The organism is Phocaeicola sartorii JCM 17136 = DSM 21941, assembly GCF_054653615.1.
The window spans coordinates 707,631-722,869 of the sequence record NZ_BAAIFW010000006.1 but is presented as its reverse complement, the minus strand read 5'-3'; the positions used below and the strand labels follow the sequence as shown (position 1 = coordinate 722,869).

Sequence of the window (15,239 nt, the reverse complement as noted above, 5' to 3'; positions counted from 1 at the left end):
AAATAAGCAAGATCTGAAAGAGTGGATGGTACACTGTTTTCAGCTCTTGCTCTTTTTTTATTCATCTCCGGATGGAGATGTGTTCAGTTCTGCTATCTCTTTTAATGTCATCTTGGTGGTCTTTGCTATGATGTCGGGGGCTATTCCAAGGGATTTTAGGTTGCGGGCTATCTCATATTGTTTTTTCTTCTCGCCTTCCTTTCTCCCTTTCTGTTCAGCAGTGGAGACCACGCTATACCAATCGCGGTAGTTTTTCAAGCTGTCTTCGTATTCTATCAGCTCCCTTCTATCAAAGTTGGCTATTTCGGCCGCTTTGAACAGGCGTTCGAATACTCTTTCCTGAAGGGCTACAGGCCGTTCCATCAACCGGGATAGATTGCGTAGGACAAACATCCATTTGTCAAACATCGTCTCCAGCTCATATTCCGTTTTGTTGAACTTGGGCATCTCCAGGTAGATGAAGGTCAATTTGTCATAGAATACTTTCTTTGTACGCATATCTACCAGCTTCACTTCGTGATGGAAGTAATCGTCGTCCTTATCGTCGAAAACAAAATTCAGAATGGCCACTGTATATACGGCTTTCAGCTGATAATTCCATTCACTCCCTTTTATTGCTTGTTCCCTTATAGGAAAAGTGGCGTAATAGATGCTTCGGTCCTTGAAAAAAGCTTGTTCCCCTTTCTGCATCTCTACCAAAAATTTCTCACCCTGTTCATTCTCACAGTAAATATCGAAAACGGCACGGCGGTCACGTTCTTGAGTCTCCAAATGCTCGCTATTCAGATAGGTAATCTCCTTGATGTGCTCTTCGCCATGCAATAATGCGTTCAGGAAGCTGATGAGCAGTTCCTTGTTCAGTTCCGTACCGAAAAGCAGTTTGAATGCGAAATCGGTATATGGATTTATGTATCGTTCATGTAACCCTTCACTTCCCATAATTCTTTCTTTTTTTTAGTTGTTCTACTTTTTTACAAAAAGTGGATGGCACTGTTTTCAGCTCTTGCTCTTTTTTTATTCATCTCCGGATGGAGATGTGTTCAGCTCTGCTATCTCTTTCAGTGTCATTTCTGTGGTCTTTGCTATGATGTCGGGGGCTATTCCAAGGGATTTTAGGTTGCGGGCTATCTCATATTGTTTTTTCTTCTCGCCTTCCTGTATCCCTTTTTCTATTCCTTCCTGTATCCCTTCCTTTCTCCCTTTCTGTTCAGCAGTGGAGACCACGCTATACCAATCGCGGTAGTTTTTCAAGCTGTCTTCGTATTCTATCAGCTCCTTTCTGTCAAAGTTGGCTATTTCGGCCGCTTTGAACAGGCGTTCGAAGATTCTTTCCTGAAGGGCTACAGGCCGTTCCATCAACCGGGATAGATTGCGTAGGACAAACATCCATTTGTCAAACATCGTCTCCAGCTCATATTCCGTTTTGTTGAACTTGGGCATCTCCAGGTAGATGAAGGTCAATTTGTCATAGAATACTTTCTTTGTACGCATATCTACCAGCTTCACTTCGTGATGGAAGTAATCGTCGTCCTTATCGTCGAAAACAAAATTCAGAATGGCCACTGTATATACGGCTTTCAGCTGATAATTCCATTCACTCCCTTTTATTGCTTGTTCCCTTATAGGAAAAGTGGCGTAATAGATGCTTCGGTCCTTGAAAAAAGCTTGTTCCCCTTTCTGCATCTCTACCAGAAATTTCTCACCCTGTTCATTTTCACAGTAAATATCGAAAACGGCACGGCGGTCACGTTCTTGAGTCCCCAAGTGCTCGCTATTCAGATAGGTAATCTCCTTGATGTGTTCTTCGCCATGCAATAATGCGTTCAGGAAGCTGATGAGCAGTTCCTTGTTCAGCTCCGTACCGAAAAGCAGTTTGAATGCAAAATCGGTATATGGATTTATGTATCGTTCATGTAACCCTTCACTTCCCATAATTCTTTCTTTTTTTTAGTTGTTCTACTGTTTTACAAAGATAACAATTACAAATGAAAATCGCTTTGGTTTGTCCGGCAAATTAATGGTATATGCCATAAAAAACAAATCCGGTGTAATTTTGTGTTTTGGGGAATACCTGTTACCTTTGTCACTGGTTTTATGTGGTTTTTATATCTAAATAAAGAAAGTCTATGAGAAGAACGGATGGATGGATAGGAGTTTTGTGTTGTCTTTTTCTTCTTTTTGCCGCTTGCAACGGCAGGAAGCAAGAAGCCCGGTCGGCAGCCGGTACTGACAAGCCTTTCACTTTCACTTTGCCGGAAGTCCCTGTCATGTTGCAGGCTCCGGAAGACCGGCTGAACTTTGTGGTACAGCATTACTGGGATCATTTTGATTTCAAGGATACCGCCTGTATTCATGTGCCGGATGTCACGGAACAGGCTTTGGTAGATTACATGGACTTGTTGGGCCGTGTACCATCTTCTTTGTCGGACAGCTGTCTGATCCGGACGATGCGGCAGGCCTCGCAGGAGAAGAAAATAGGGGATTATTTTGTGGAAACTTTCCGCAGATATTTGTTTGATCCCAACTCCCCTCTCCGGAATGAGGAGCTTTATGAGCCCGTCTGCCGTTTCCTGGCTGATTCTCCGCTGGCCGATGAGGCTGCCCGGAGCCGGGCCAGACATGACTTGCGGTTGATTACCATGAACAGGCCCGGCAGTATTGCCGCCGATTTTACCTATACACTGCCTTCGGGAGCGCAGAAACGTATGCATGATATCCGCAGTCCCTACACCTTGCTATTATTCTATAATCCGGATTGCCACGGTTGTGCCGAGACACTGGCGGCAATGAGGGCTTCCGCCGTGCTGAACAGCCCCCGCATCATGAAGCAGGTGAGAATCCTGGCTTTCTATCCCGATGAAGACCATGAAGTGTGGGCGGAGCACCGGCATGAAATTCCTGACGGATGGATCAACAGCTATGATAAGGAACTGACGGTGCTGACCGAAGAGCGTTATGATTTGAAAGCAATGCCTACTCTTTATTTGCTGGATAAGGATAAAAAAGTGCTGCTGAAAGACGTGTCGGTAAAACAGATAGAAGATTATTTTGAAAATAAATCGCTCTAATTCATTGTGGTATAAAAGATAATGCCTATCTTTGCACCCGCTAAATGAAAATTTTATATATCAAAAAATCTAAGAATTATGTATTTAGATGCAGCTAAAAAACAAGAAATCTTTGAAAAGTACGGAAAGTCTAACACTGATACTGGCTCAGCTGAAGCGCAGATAGCTTTGTTTTCATACCGTATTTCTCACCTGACTGAGCACCTGAAGCTCAACAGAAAAGATTATAGTACTGAAAGAGCTTTGACAACTTTGGTAGGTAAACGCCGTGCGTTGCTGAACTACCTGAAGGATCGTGATATCGAAAGATATCGTGCTATCGTTAAGGCACTTGGATTACGTAAGTAATTCATCTCTAAGGAAAAGGACTTAAAGAAAAGCCGCTCTCTGAAAAGAAAGCGGCTTCTTTTATTTTCTGTGGGGCCGGAATGCCTGCACGGGTAAAAAAGTTACTCCTTGGCAGGATAATACAGGTTGTCTTTTGTTATATGCTCCAGTACTTCATGCAGGTATTTGGCAGACTCCCACTTGGCCATAGGCAGGTCATGAAGCAAGTAGTTGCCACAATCCTTGGGGGCTGTTCCCGGCACTTCCCCTTCAAATCCGGCTACAAAGCGGAAGGTTTCCTGCATCAGTTCCACAATATCTTCTGATTTTAAGTCGCCTTTCATCAACAGATAGTTGCCGGTGAGGCATCCCATCGGCCCCCAATACACAATTTTGTCTGCCCATACAGGGTGGTTGCGCAGGTAGGTGGCTGCCAGGTGCTCGATGGTGTGCAAGGCGCCTTGTCCCAAAGCCGGTTCACGGTTGGGTTCCTTCATGCGGATGTCAAAGGTGGTGACTGTCTCGCCGCCCACTTCGTCTTTTCTGGATACATAGATGCCGCGAAGCAAGCGGATGTGGTCAATGGTAAAGCTGGGTATTGTCTTCATATTATTTTGTTTTTATAAATTAGCGGGTAATGAGGAAAGGAAAGTATGGGTGACCTCGAAGGAACGGTCGGCTATCGTTTCCCAGAAATTGGTGTATTGCTCCCAATGGTTGTCGGCTCCCGGTGTATCGCTGATGATGCGGAAACTGATGAACGGTACCTTATATATATGGCAGATTTGGGCGATGGCTCCCGATTCCATATCTACTGCCAGCCCTTCATGGAACTTTTCCTTAATGTCGTTCAGTTCGGAACGGTCGGTGATGAATTTGTCGCCGCTGCATATCAGGCCTCCATGAATGGCGGTCGGGGTGTCCAGTGACATGGCGCAATCGAACAATGTGGCGTCGCCTTCGAACCGGGCGGGAAGTCCCTGTATCTGTCCGTACGCATTGCCTTCGCCACACCATACATCATGATATACAATCTGCCGGCTCACCACCACATCCATTATTTTCAGGCAACTGTCTATGCCTCCGGCCACACCGGTACTGATGACACAGTCGGGATGGAAGGTACAGATCAGCTCTACGGTGCCGGCGGCGGCGTTCACTTTGCCTATGCCGCATTTCATCAGGATGATGGTATTCTTTTTAATGGTACCTTCGGTATATTGAAAAGTACCTTCGGTGTATTCTTTCTTGTTTTCCAGCAGTTGCGCTACTTGTTTCTGCTCGGAACTCATGGCGGTTATAATTCCTATTTTCATAATTCAACTTTATTTATGGATGCAAATGTACGCATTTTATCAGAGTATATCGTATCTTTGCAACGTTAATAAACAGATATACTTATGAACTTATTTAAAAGAATACTACCTGATATAGTAGTGATTATCCTCTTTGCTGTCCTCTCGTTCGTCTATTTTTTCCCGGCAGTGACAGAAGGGCGCATCCTTTCGCAACACGACTCTGTGGCGGGCATTGGTGCCGGTGAAGAAGCGAAAGAATACCTGGAACGTACGGGAGAGCGTACACGCTGGACAAATTCGATTTTTGGTGGTATGCCTACTTATCAGATGGCACCCAGTTATGATTCTACGGATACCCTGAAGGGAGTGGAGAAGTTGTATCATTTGTATCTCCCGGATTATGTGTGGTATGTGTTTGTCATGCTGCTGGGCTTTTATATATTGTTGCGTGCATTCGATTTCTCGGTCTGGCTGGCTTCCCTGGGGGCTGTGCTGTGGGCGTTTTCTTCTTATTTTTTCATCATTATAGCTGCCGGACACATCTGGAAATTTGTGACCTTGGCCTATATTCCACCCACTATAGCCGGTATGGTTCTGGCTTATAGGGGGAAATATCTGTCGGGTGGTTTGCTGACAGCCGTTTTTGTTGCTTTGCAAATCGTGTCAAACCATGTGCAGATGAGTTATTATTTCTTATTTGTCATGCTCTTTATGGCGGTTGCGTTCGGAGTGGATGCCTGGCGGAAGAAGGAAATGCCGCAATTTCTGAAGGCAACGGGTGTGTTGTTGATGGCCGGCATTTTGGGAGTTTGTATAAATCTCTCCAACCTGTATCATACGTATGAGTATAGCAAGGAAACGATGCGCGGAAAGAGCGAGCTGGTGAAGCCGGATAGCCACAATCAGACTAAAAGCGGTCTGGAACGAGATTATATCACCCAGTGGAGCTACGGTATCGGCGAGACGTTCTCTTTGCTTGTCCCCAATGTGAAAGGGGGGGCTTCCGTACCTTTGGCGGCCAATGAGAAGGCGATGGAAAAGGCGAATCCTATGTATAATAGCATTTATAGCCAGATAGGCCAGTATTGGGGCGAGCAACCCGGTACATCCGGTCCGGTATACGTGGGGGCGTTTGTGATGTTTCTGTTTATTCTTGGACTGTTTATAGTGAAAGGCCCTATGAAATGGGCGCTTTTGGCGGCTACTGTTTTGTCTGTCCTGCTGTCCTGGGGAAAGAATTTCATGGGATTCACCGATTTCTTTCTGGATTATATCCCGATGTACGACAAGTTCCGTGCGGTTTCCTCTATTCTGGTCATTGCCGAGTTTACCATCCCTCTGTTGGCTGTCCTTGCCTTGAAGGAGGTTATGGCACGTCCGCAACTGATGAAGGAACAGGCCCGTTCGTTTTATATCAGTCTGGGATTGACAGGCGGCATCGCTTTACTGTTTGCATTAGCTCCCGGTTTCTTTTTCCCGTCGTATGTCTCAAGCATGGAAATGCAGGCGTTGCAAGGTATTCCGGCCGATCAACTGGCTCCGTTACTTGCCAATCTGGAAGAAATCCGTCAGCATATCTTTACTTCGGATGCATGGCGCAGCTTCTTTATTATTATAATAGGTGCGGCGGTTCTTTGGGGGTATGGCATGGGCAAACTGAAGGCGCAGGCGACGATTTTGGCATTGGCTGTCCTCTGTCTGGCAGATATGTGGAGTGTGAACAAACGCTATTTGTATGATGAACAGTTTGTGGAAAAGGTGCAGCAGGATAATTCCTTTAAACCGACCGAAACGGATAAGGCGATACTGGCTGATAAAACGTTGGATTTCCGGGTGCTGAACCTGGCCGGCAATACGTTTAATGAAAACACGACTTCTTATTGGCATAAGAGCATCGGCGGATATCATGCCGCCAAGCTGCGCCGCTATCAGGAAATGATAGAGGAACATATCAGTACCGAGATGAATGACGTGTTCAAGGCTGTCTCGGAGGCGGGAGGCGATATGCGGAAGGTGGATCCGTCCGGATTCCCTGTGCTGAACATGCTGAATACCCGTTACTTTATTTTTCCGCTGCAAGGTGGAAAGACTGTCCCGATGCAGAATCCCTATACGCTGGGAAATGCCTGGTTTGTAAACGAGGTGCAGTATGTGGACAATGCCAATGAAGAGATAGATGCCTTGCACCGGATAGATCCGGCAAGAACGGCTGTCGTGGATAAGAAGTTCCGTGCGGAGGTGGGACCGGCGGCTGAAACAGATACGCTGGCTAGTATCAAGCTGACTGCTTACGAGCCTAATGACTTGAAATATGAGACTAATTCCCAGACAGGAGGAACAGTGGTCTTCTCGGAAATTTACTATCCCGGTTGGCAGGCATACATTGATGGTGTGGAAGTGTCGCACGGAAGAGCGGATTATATTCTTCGGGCTATGAATGTGCCGGCCGGAAAGCATGTAGTGGAATTTAAGTTCGACCCGAAATCGCTGCATGTTACGGAAACGGTGGCTTTTGTGGCGTTGGGTGTGTTGGCCTGTGTACTGGTCTTGTTCTTCTTCTTGCAAGTCAGAAAGGCTCGCAGGAAGATGGATTGAGACCTGTTGTCAGTCAGACTCTCCGGATTATTTGTAGAGCAGGCGCAGAACGAACCATAAGTGGTGTGTCACTGTGCTTGCCCATCCGTAGTGACGGCTCATAATGCGGAAGCGTTCTTTCAACGAGGCTTTATGGTTGCGGGTGGTCATTCCTTCATTCAGGTAATCAATAAGGGTTAGATGGGTGTTATGGAGCACATCCGCTTTCTTCATGATACGGATGCACCAGTCAAAGTCTGCGGAGAAACGGTATTGCAGGTCGTATGGCTCCACCAGATCGCGGCGGGTGAAGAATGCCTGATGGCAGACCAGCATTCCTTGCTTGAAGCTTTTCCAGGTAAGCGTTGCGGGTGCGGACAGGCGGCGCATGTGTAAAAAATGCCCTTGGCTGTCTACTATTTCCGTTTCCCCATACAGCACTCCCGGCAAATCTGTTCCATGGATGGAATGTACCATTTGCAGCAAGGTGTCATCCTCGTGCAGGCCGTCGCCGGCATTCAGGAAACAAAGATAGTCTCCGGTTGCCCATTTTATTCCTTTGTTCATGGCATCATATAGGCCTTGGTCGGGCTCACTGATAACGGTGGTGATATGTTCCTGATATTTGTGAATGATATCCAGTGTGCCGTCTGTTGATCCCCCGTCCACAATAATGTATTCCAGGTTCTTATAGGTCTGCGTGACAATGCTCTGTATGGTGTCCTCCAATACTTTTGCGGCATTGTAGGTGACGGTAATGATAGAAAATTTGGGATGAGGATGATGGTTATGCATGATTCCCTGTAATCTTGTTATAGATTTCAACATATTTCTTGGCAATGGTGCTTTCCGAATAGCTGGATACCGCTTTCCGGCAGGCTTCTTCGCTCAGGCTTTCATATTCTCCTTCGGTCAGTGCCCAGTGAATGCCGTTTGCCAGATCCTTGGAAGACTGATATTCGGCTACATAGCCGTTGTGCAGGTGGTCAATCATTTGTGGAATACCTCCTACATTGAAGCCTATGCACGGAATGCCGCAAGCCATTGCTTCCACGATAGTATTGGGCAGATTATCCTGCAAAGAGGGGGTGACGTATAAATCGACGGCATTGTAGATATCTACCAGTTCCTTCTCGTTGCTGACATAATTCATCGGATAGATGGGGAAGGGGAACAGGGAAGCGTATTGTTCCGCCTGGCTGCCAAAAACCACCACACCCAGTTCTTTACTGAAATCTGGATACAAGGCAGCGATTTGTTTGCAAGCCGATACCAGGTAATCTATTCCTTTTCTCTTGTCGGTAATCTTCACGGAGCCGAAAAGCAATAACTTCTTGTCTTGCGGAAGGTGGCATTTTTCTCTGGCCTGTTTTTTATCACGCGGTTTGAACAGGTTGGTATTGATGGCATTGGGGATATTGGTAATGGTCTGACCTTTGATCAGAACGCTTTTCTTGGCCAATGATTCCAACCAGCGGCTACAAGCTACAAAGGTGACGTGTGCTCCTTCAAACAGTCTTTTCTTTTTCTGGAAAGTACGGTAGGCTATGTCTTTTCTGCTTCCTTTGTAGAGCAGTGGGCAGTTGTGGCATTGTGTGGCATATTTGTCACAGTCTCCTGCGTAATGGCAGATACCGGTGAAAGGCCACATGTCATGCATTGTCCAAACGACGGGTTTGCCGGATTGGATGATACGCCGGATATCTGTCAGTGACAGCATGCCTTGGTTGATCCAGTGCAGATGAATGACATCGGCCTGGGTGAATTCGGGTAATGTCGTGATATTGGTGCCGGTATTGGCTATGTCAACGGCAAACAGGTTATGTTTCTTGAAGTGGTTGGCTTGCCAGATAACGACACGTTCCCAGATGAACTGCCCTACTTTCCACCATGATTTCTTTAGTTCAACGACACTAATCTGGTCGGTCTGCTTGTCACGTACAAGCATTTTTGCCTTTATTCCGTTGTTTTTTAAAGCCTCCATGAGGCGGTTGGCTGCAATGGCCGCTCCACCTGTTCGCTCAGACGTATTGATGATAAGTACTCTCATGTGCATAAAAGTTTATGCAAATGTACGTTTTTTAGGGGACATCTTGGATATTTCCAGTAAGCTTTCTGCTATTTCGCGGGAAAAGATTTCCAGATTGAAACGTTCTTCTGCCAGCTTCCGGGCGTTGGCACCCATCTTTTGGGCTTCTTCGGGATGGCCGGCTATGCGGCGGATGGCGTTTATCCAGCCTTCCACGTCATTGTAGGCTACGGTGATCCCTATTTCTTCTTTGTCTATATCCATTTCAAAATTAGGATTGCGCGAGCAAATGACAGGGATGCCTAAAGCGAAGGCTTCTACCAGTGTGGTAAGGCCTACGGTATAAGGAAAGTCCATGCAGCAGATGACAACACAGCTTTTTCGTGCCACTTTCTGTGCCAATAAGTATGGGATGACACCGTCCGTATAGTGTACTTGTACAGACCCGGGCAGGCAGAAGCTTTCAATGATCTGCCGGTAGTTTACACTTCCATTGGCGGGGGCGATGTACAAGTCCAGTGGCTGTCCGGTGGCGCAGAAAGCTTGCAGCATGGTGTCCACATCCCGGTTTTCTTTTCCGGTGGAGATGAAACCTTCCGGTTTCCGGTCCGGCATTGCTTGTAGGATATGGTCATAGAAAGCGAGGTCCGGTCCCCAATGGATAAGCTGGAGCTTTTCTTCGGGTGCTTTTCCGGTCGCCAATGAGTCTTTAATCAGCTTCTTGCTGAACAGGAACATGTGGTCAATGCCCTTGTAAAAGAAACGTGAGATGCGTTCTCTTATTTTTCCGGATGCGGTTCTTAAAGCGGTATGATGCCAGATGACAATGGGCTTGCGGTAGAGTCCTAATGCTCTGAGCAGGATGATGAGTTCCAGTCCGCGAAAGGATGTGCCGTAGAGCACTTCGTATGGCTCCTTGCAACACAGAATCTCTTTGGTGGCGTAGAGCATCAGTTTCAGGCGGCCGGGGAAAGCTTTGTATTTATGCATCACCGACCGGATGCCGTATTTCTCCAGCAAAGGAAGTCCGTAGAGGATATGTCCCGGGAATTTATAGTCTTTCCATTCCTCGTAACTTTCGCGGGTTAGCCGGGTGTGATAAAAATAAATTGTGAGCGGGTTTACCGGTGTTGGTCTCTCTTCAGCCATTTGTTTATTCTGTTTTTTATTGCTTTAATGATAATGGTGAAATTGCCGTATCGCAGGTTCAGGAACAGTTCTTCAAAAGAACGTCCTATCTTGATCCAGGGGTGCCCCCAGCCCATGATGCGGTAAACGGCTTTTTTATAAGCCACATTCTCAATGACATAACGGGGATTCTTGAGAGGAAATTCTACTTCATACCGTTTCATGGTGAAGATGCGGCGGTAGCCTTTGGGCAGTGTATGGACAGAGCCGGCAAAGTGGGTGGAGTCTGCCGTAGCTCCCAGGTTGTTGATCATGTTGCGGGTAGGCACGATAGCCAGTCCCGAGTTGAAAAGCATGGAAGCGTGGAAGATGGTTTCGTAATAGGCTTTGTTGTTTTCTTTATGGCGATGGCACATGTAGATAAAGTCTTTACGGAATTTCCGTTCTTTCATGAGCTGTTCCAGTTGCTGCATATTGAATGTATCCTCCAGAAAGGTATAATGCTCGTCCCATTGGTCGATGACTCTTTTCCAGCTGGCCCATCCCCAGATGGAGAAGGTGGAGGCGAAGAAATAGTCGTATGGTACATCCGGAGTGATCTCTTCGTTATTGAAACCGGCAATCATGGTGATGCGGGTATCCTGTTCGTACCTGTCCAGCATTTCTTTGCAGAAAGTGAAGAAAGATACGGAAGGCACGTCGTCATCTTCCAATACGATGCATTTGTCAACCATGGAAAAGGCCCATTTCTGTGAGATGTATTCCGAAGGGTCGCAACCATAATTCTTTTCCTGATACTTACGATGCACTTCACATTCCCAGTCTATCTGGTCCACCACTTCGCGGCATGCCTTTATGCCGGGCAGGTCGCGTTCGCCACGCGGCCCGTCCTGATAGAGGAAGAGCTTGGAGGGACGGGCTTTCCTGACTTGTTCAAACACTTGCGACAATTGTTGCGGGCGGTTGAAGAACAATATAAGTACGGGTACATCTACAAGGAATGGTTTCATGATTCAATCTCCTTTATTTGTAAAATTCGAGTTTGTTGTAATGTGGATGTATATTCTCTAAATCCGGTAATTGCATATAATTACCGTATATCTTCCTTAGCACAGCATCTGTCTGGCGTGGTACGGGGAACATTTTTCCTTCAAATTCCATTTCTGTCAGTGGAAAAATATCGTCTGTATAGCGCGGTTTGAAATAGGCGGTACCGAAAGAATGGCGTAATTCTTTTCCGGGAAATAACTTGGCAATGAACCTTAGGATGGGAAAACCGATGCGGGTATTGAAACGATAAATCCTGCGAATCCGTTTGTATAATGTGCTTTCTTTTATATTTTTATTATTCAGCTGATTGTATATCTGCCCTTGCATGTGTCCTCCTATCCAAGCCAGACAATAAGGGATCTTTTCTAAAGGAAAAATATCAATGTAGATACCGGTATAATGGAAAATACGGTCATACGAATTTGTTTCTTCCAAATGAGAATCCTTATCACGTAATTTGCCGTATATGAAGATGTAATTGGGATCTGTTTCATTTGTTTGCAATGCGAGATTGTCCGGAAGTTCTTGCGGAAGAACTTTCAGCAGACGCAAGTAATCTGAGCGAAGCATTTCTATGTCCAGATCATCATCCCAAGGAATGAAACCTTTGTGACGTGCTGCACCTATTAAAGTTCCGGAACTGAGCCAATAGGGTATCTGGTGCTTGCGGCAAATCACATCAATGGCCTCCAGAAGCTCTAACATGCGTAGTTGCTGGCGACGGAGAAGGGAACCATCGGGATTAAATCGCTTTCTTAGTTCATTATCCATACATTAATTTTTTAGTAGTTTATAAAACAAATCAGCATTGATGTAACCTGTTTTTGGCAGGTCTTTTCCTTTTAATTCTCCTTCATGGATATATTCTTTGTTTAATACATCTTGCCCCCATAGCAATATTTTATCAATGTTGGGGGTATCAATATTTAATATCTCAGCTATTGATTTGATTATCAATATTCCAAATGGAAAATCCTCCGTGAAATACCGACTTTTGAAATCAGGCAGAAACCCTTTTTCAACTTTCTCCATCGGAGCCGGAATGTGTTTGAAGGCAATGATGGAGCGTATCTTGCAGGTAAGTGACCTTGCATCATAACTGTCATAATATTCCAACAAAGTAGGAATAGGCTCTATCCGGACCGGCAGTGCTTTCAGAATTTGTTGGAATTCATTGTCACAAGCGATGAGGAGTTCCGAACTTTCTTCGTCCCAACTATTATAGAACCCGGGAATCTCATGATATGTTTTTCCTTTACTCCAGGTATGGAAAAGTGAATAAAGACGGGCCGGATGAAGTAATGGATTGCTATTGGTCAGGCTGGCTTCTAAAAAATGATGAAGCATACGCACCGGCGTATCTAACATTTCTTGAAGAGTTTGTAGCAAGATATCTGATTTTGATATGTTTACGGTGGCTACTTGTAATTCCTTTTTATATCCTAACAGGAGGGCTTTCCGGCCATAGGTCTGCACACGGGCAATGAATGGAGCACGTTGGAATCCGAAGAGTGAAGCCGTTTTGCCTAATATCCGATAAGCGGTAAAGAAAAAACCGGTGCAACTGACTACACTTCCTATGCAAGTTTTTTCCTGCAAGAACGGTTGTATGTGGAGAAGTTCTTCCTCAATGGCAAATCCGGGGAGGCAGAGCAATACGATATCAGAGTGTGGAATGACCTCTGCCGGGTTAGCTGTAACACAGGCTAATGAGCTGGAGAATGTATTTCCCTGGCAATCTTCAATGAGTAATGATGGATTCCATTGGTCGGGATGCCGGGTAAGGACGGAAACATTAAAGCCTTTATGTGCAGCCAGTCCTGCAATGACGTGCCCCAGACCGCCACCGCCACAAATACAGATATTGATACTCATGCTTGCAGTTTTTTTAAGTTTTCAGCCAGATAGTTGTTGTCTTCAGCGTCGCGTATGGCGATACGGATGTAATTCTTGCCATCGAATCCTGTTTTGGTACTGCAATCTTTTAACAAGAGATTATGCTCCAGCAATAAAGAAACGAGTTTGGTGGAACTGAAGCGGGAAGTTACTTCGCACAGGAAATAATTGGCTTGTGAGGGTATGACACGTAGGAAGTCAACCTGTTGCAATACCTCGAAAAAGCGTTGGCGTTCGGCTATGAATTTTTTACAGGCGTTTTGATAATCATTATCATACTTGCTGTATATCTGTAAATAGAATTCGGCGAAAGAGTTTATGTTCCATATAGCCATGTTTTTTCGTAAAAAGGATATTGTCTCTTTGTCGGAAGATGCGGCTAATCCCAGGCGTAATCCCGGAACTCCATAAGATTTGGAAATACTTTTAATGACTGTGAGGTGTGGGTATGTTTCCAGAACTTCATTCTTAAGCAGCGTGTTCCCGACACTTTTTTCGCTGAAATCAACAAAGGATTCATCCAGTATCAAATGGATATTTCGCTGCTGTGTCCATGCCAGCAAATCCATAAGTTCATCAAGGGGAATGAAATTACCTGATGGGTTATCCGGGTTGATCAAGAGCAAATGGCGGATATCTTTGTCCGCATAAAAAAGCATCAGTTCTTTTGCCGTATAATGAAAATCGGCATTCTGTGGATAGAATGCAATGATTTCCTCTGATTGCCGGTTGGGATATTCTTCAAAAGTGGGATAAATTACTCCTATTTTGCCATCTGAATGTTCCATCAGCGCTTTGATGATTTCGGCGGCTCCGTTGCCAACAACCACATAATCCTGCCGGATACCGAAGTTTTTTGCCATGACAAGCGTGTTCACTCCCATGCCGGAAGGGTATTCACGGAGAAGCACATTAAAATTAGCCTGTAGTTCTTCACACATTTTTTGTGGTGGGAAATAGGGGTTTACTAAATAGCAGAAATCTTTCAGCTTGGGGAAACGCCAGTATCCGCCATATCTTTTTTGGTAGCGTTGTAACTGGTCTTGTTCGGCAAAAATGGTTTCAGCGATGTCAAGATCCTGTATGTCATCAATTTCGTACCAGCGTTCTCCTTCCAAAGGGAGTCCTTTCAGTTCGCATCTCTCCAGCAGGGTGATCACCCGTAATACTTGCTCGTAATATTCGTTATTTCCCAGGGCTTTGCTGTAGGCTTCAAGAAATGGCACATAACTGTTGCGGAGAAATTCCTTACTGAATTTATAGATATTGACGGTTTTGTAGTAATTGTCAATATCGGCGTAGCGGAACGCTTTTTTTGAGATAAAATCAATGATGTCATTTTCAGTATTGAGCCGCACCATCGTGCCGTCCATCCATGGTTCATATTTAGCTACAAGTGCCAGATTGGGATAGGGGTTATTTAAAATTTTGTGGAAAAGTGTATCCTCAAAAATCAAATCGGATTCAATTAATAAAGTATCTTGCTTTTGCAATTCTTCTTTGGCAAGATAGAGAGAATAGATATTATTGGTCTTATTGTAGACAGGATTGTAGATATATTCTATCGGAGTATTTCTACTCTGTTTCTCTATGTGGGTACGTAATTTCTCTCCCTGGTAGCCTATGACTAGAATGATGCGTTCCAGATTTAATGAATCTAACTGTGAGAGCAGACGGTCTATCAGATAGGTTCCGTTTACTTTAATCATACACTTGGTGTTATCTTTGGTAAGATCACCCAAGCGCTTGCCCATGCCGGCGGCTAGAATGATTGCTTGCATAATAAATTAGGTATATATGTTGCAAAAGTAGTAATTAATTAGCATTTATAAGCGATGTTATTTATATTTGCCTCAAATTTTAAACAGG

General features: G+C 45.1%; 14 protein-coding genes. 3 read left to right on the top strand and 11 right to left on the bottom strand.

Going from position 1 to position 15,239, the window contains the following annotated elements; all coding sequences use genetic code 11:
• Positions 1-57: 57 nt before the first annotated feature.
• A complete protein-coding gene (locus ACYQ0C_RS20010) occupies positions 58-939 on the bottom strand; it encodes an Rpn family recombination-promoting nuclease/putative transposase (protein WP_016274522.1) in 882 nt (293 codons plus the stop codon).
• A gap of 75 nt (positions 940-1,014) precedes the next feature.
• Positions 1,015-1,932, bottom strand: coding sequence for an Rpn family recombination-promoting nuclease/putative transposase (locus ACYQ0C_RS20005; RefSeq protein WP_175271072.1), 918 nt, complete (start codon positions 1,930-1,932; stop codon positions 1,015-1,017).
• A gap of 194 nt (positions 1,933-2,126) precedes the next feature.
• On the opposite strand from ACYQ0C_RS20005, the gene ACYQ0C_RS20000 reads away from it, so the two are divergent.
• Together ACYQ0C_RS20000 and rpsO are read left to right on the top strand one after the other, a co-directional pair.
• On the top strand, positions 2,127-3,068 hold the full coding sequence (locus tag ACYQ0C_RS20000; RefSeq protein ID WP_016274519.1) for a DUF5106 domain-containing protein: 942 nt from the start codon (positions 2,127-2,129) through the stop codon (positions 3,066-3,068).
• A 78-nt stretch (positions 3,069-3,146) separates the two neighbouring features.
• A complete protein-coding gene (gene rpsO, locus ACYQ0C_RS19995) occupies positions 3,147-3,416 on the top strand; it encodes a 30S ribosomal protein S15 (protein WP_005943869.1) in 270 nt (89 codons plus the stop codon).
• 101 nt (positions 3,417-3,517) lie between these two features.
• Here rpsO and ACYQ0C_RS19990 read toward each other — a convergent pair whose 3' ends face one another.
• Both ACYQ0C_RS19990 and ACYQ0C_RS19985 read right to left on the bottom strand, forming a co-directional pair.
• On the bottom strand, positions 3,518-4,003 hold the full coding sequence (locus ACYQ0C_RS19990) for an S-ribosylhomocysteine lyase (RefSeq protein WP_016274518.1): 486 nt from the start codon (positions 4,001-4,003) through the stop codon (positions 3,518-3,520).
• A gap of 12 nt (positions 4,004-4,015) precedes the next feature.
• Entirely contained in the window at positions 4,016-4,711 is a 696-nt protein-coding gene (locus ACYQ0C_RS19985) for a 5'-methylthioadenosine/adenosylhomocysteine nucleosidase (protein ID WP_016274517.1), read from the bottom strand.
• Between the two features lie 84 nt (positions 4,712-4,795).
• On the opposite strand from ACYQ0C_RS19985, the gene ACYQ0C_RS19980 reads away from it, so the two are divergent.
• Positions 4,796-7,288 carry a YfhO family protein gene (locus ACYQ0C_RS19980; RefSeq protein ID WP_016274516.1) on the top strand — a complete coding sequence of 831 codons (2,493 nt, stop codon included), beginning with the start codon at positions 4,796-4,798 and terminating at the stop codon, positions 7,286-7,288.
• Positions 7,289-7,315: 27 nt separating this feature from the next.
• Here the strand turns inward: ACYQ0C_RS19980 and ACYQ0C_RS19975 are convergent, their stop codons facing one another.
• Genes ACYQ0C_RS19975 through ACYQ0C_RS19945 form a run of 7 tightly spaced genes read right to left on the bottom strand, consistent with a single transcriptional unit; the run spans position 7,316 to position 15,151 of the window.
• Positions 7,316-8,062 carry a glycosyltransferase family 2 protein gene (locus ACYQ0C_RS19975; RefSeq protein ID WP_016274515.1) on the bottom strand — a complete coding sequence of 249 codons (747 nt, stop codon included), beginning with the start codon at positions 8,060-8,062 and terminating at the stop codon, positions 7,316-7,318.
• Complete coding sequence (locus ACYQ0C_RS19970) at positions 8,055-9,317, bottom strand: glycosyltransferase family 4 protein (RefSeq protein WP_016274514.1); 1,263 nt, start codon at positions 9,315-9,317, stop codon at positions 8,055-8,057. Before ACYQ0C_RS19970 ends, ACYQ0C_RS19975 begins: the two co-directional genes overlap by 8 nt.
• Positions 9,318-9,329: 12 nt before the next feature.
• A complete protein-coding gene (locus ACYQ0C_RS19965; RefSeq protein ID WP_016274513.1) occupies positions 9,330-10,445 on the bottom strand; it encodes a glycosyltransferase family 4 protein in 1,116 nt (371 codons plus the stop codon).
• The gene (locus ACYQ0C_RS19960; RefSeq protein ID WP_016274512.1) at positions 10,418-11,434 is read right to left on the bottom strand and encodes a hypothetical protein; all 1,017 of its coding nucleotides are present in this window, start codon (positions 11,432-11,434) and stop codon (positions 10,418-10,420) included. The genes ACYQ0C_RS19965 and ACYQ0C_RS19960 overlap by 28 nt, the downstream gene beginning before the upstream one ends.
• 13 nt (positions 11,435-11,447) lie before the next feature.
• Complete coding sequence (locus ACYQ0C_RS19955; RefSeq protein WP_016274511.1) at positions 11,448-12,245, bottom strand: LicD family protein; 798 nt, start codon at positions 12,243-12,245, stop codon at positions 11,448-11,450.
• 3 nt (positions 12,246-12,248) lie between these two features.
• The gene (locus tag ACYQ0C_RS19950) at positions 12,249-13,349 is read right to left on the bottom strand and encodes an NAD/NADP octopine/nopaline dehydrogenase family protein (protein WP_016274510.1); all 1,101 of its coding nucleotides are present in this window, start codon (positions 13,347-13,349) and stop codon (positions 12,249-12,251) included.
• Positions 13,346-15,151, bottom strand: a complete 1,806-nt coding sequence (locus ACYQ0C_RS19945; RefSeq protein WP_016274509.1) for an aminotransferase class I/II-fold pyridoxal phosphate-dependent enzyme — start codon at positions 15,149-15,151, stop codon at positions 13,346-13,348. Before ACYQ0C_RS19945 ends, ACYQ0C_RS19950 begins: the two co-directional genes overlap by 4 nt.
• Positions 15,152-15,239 lie beyond the last annotated feature (88 nt).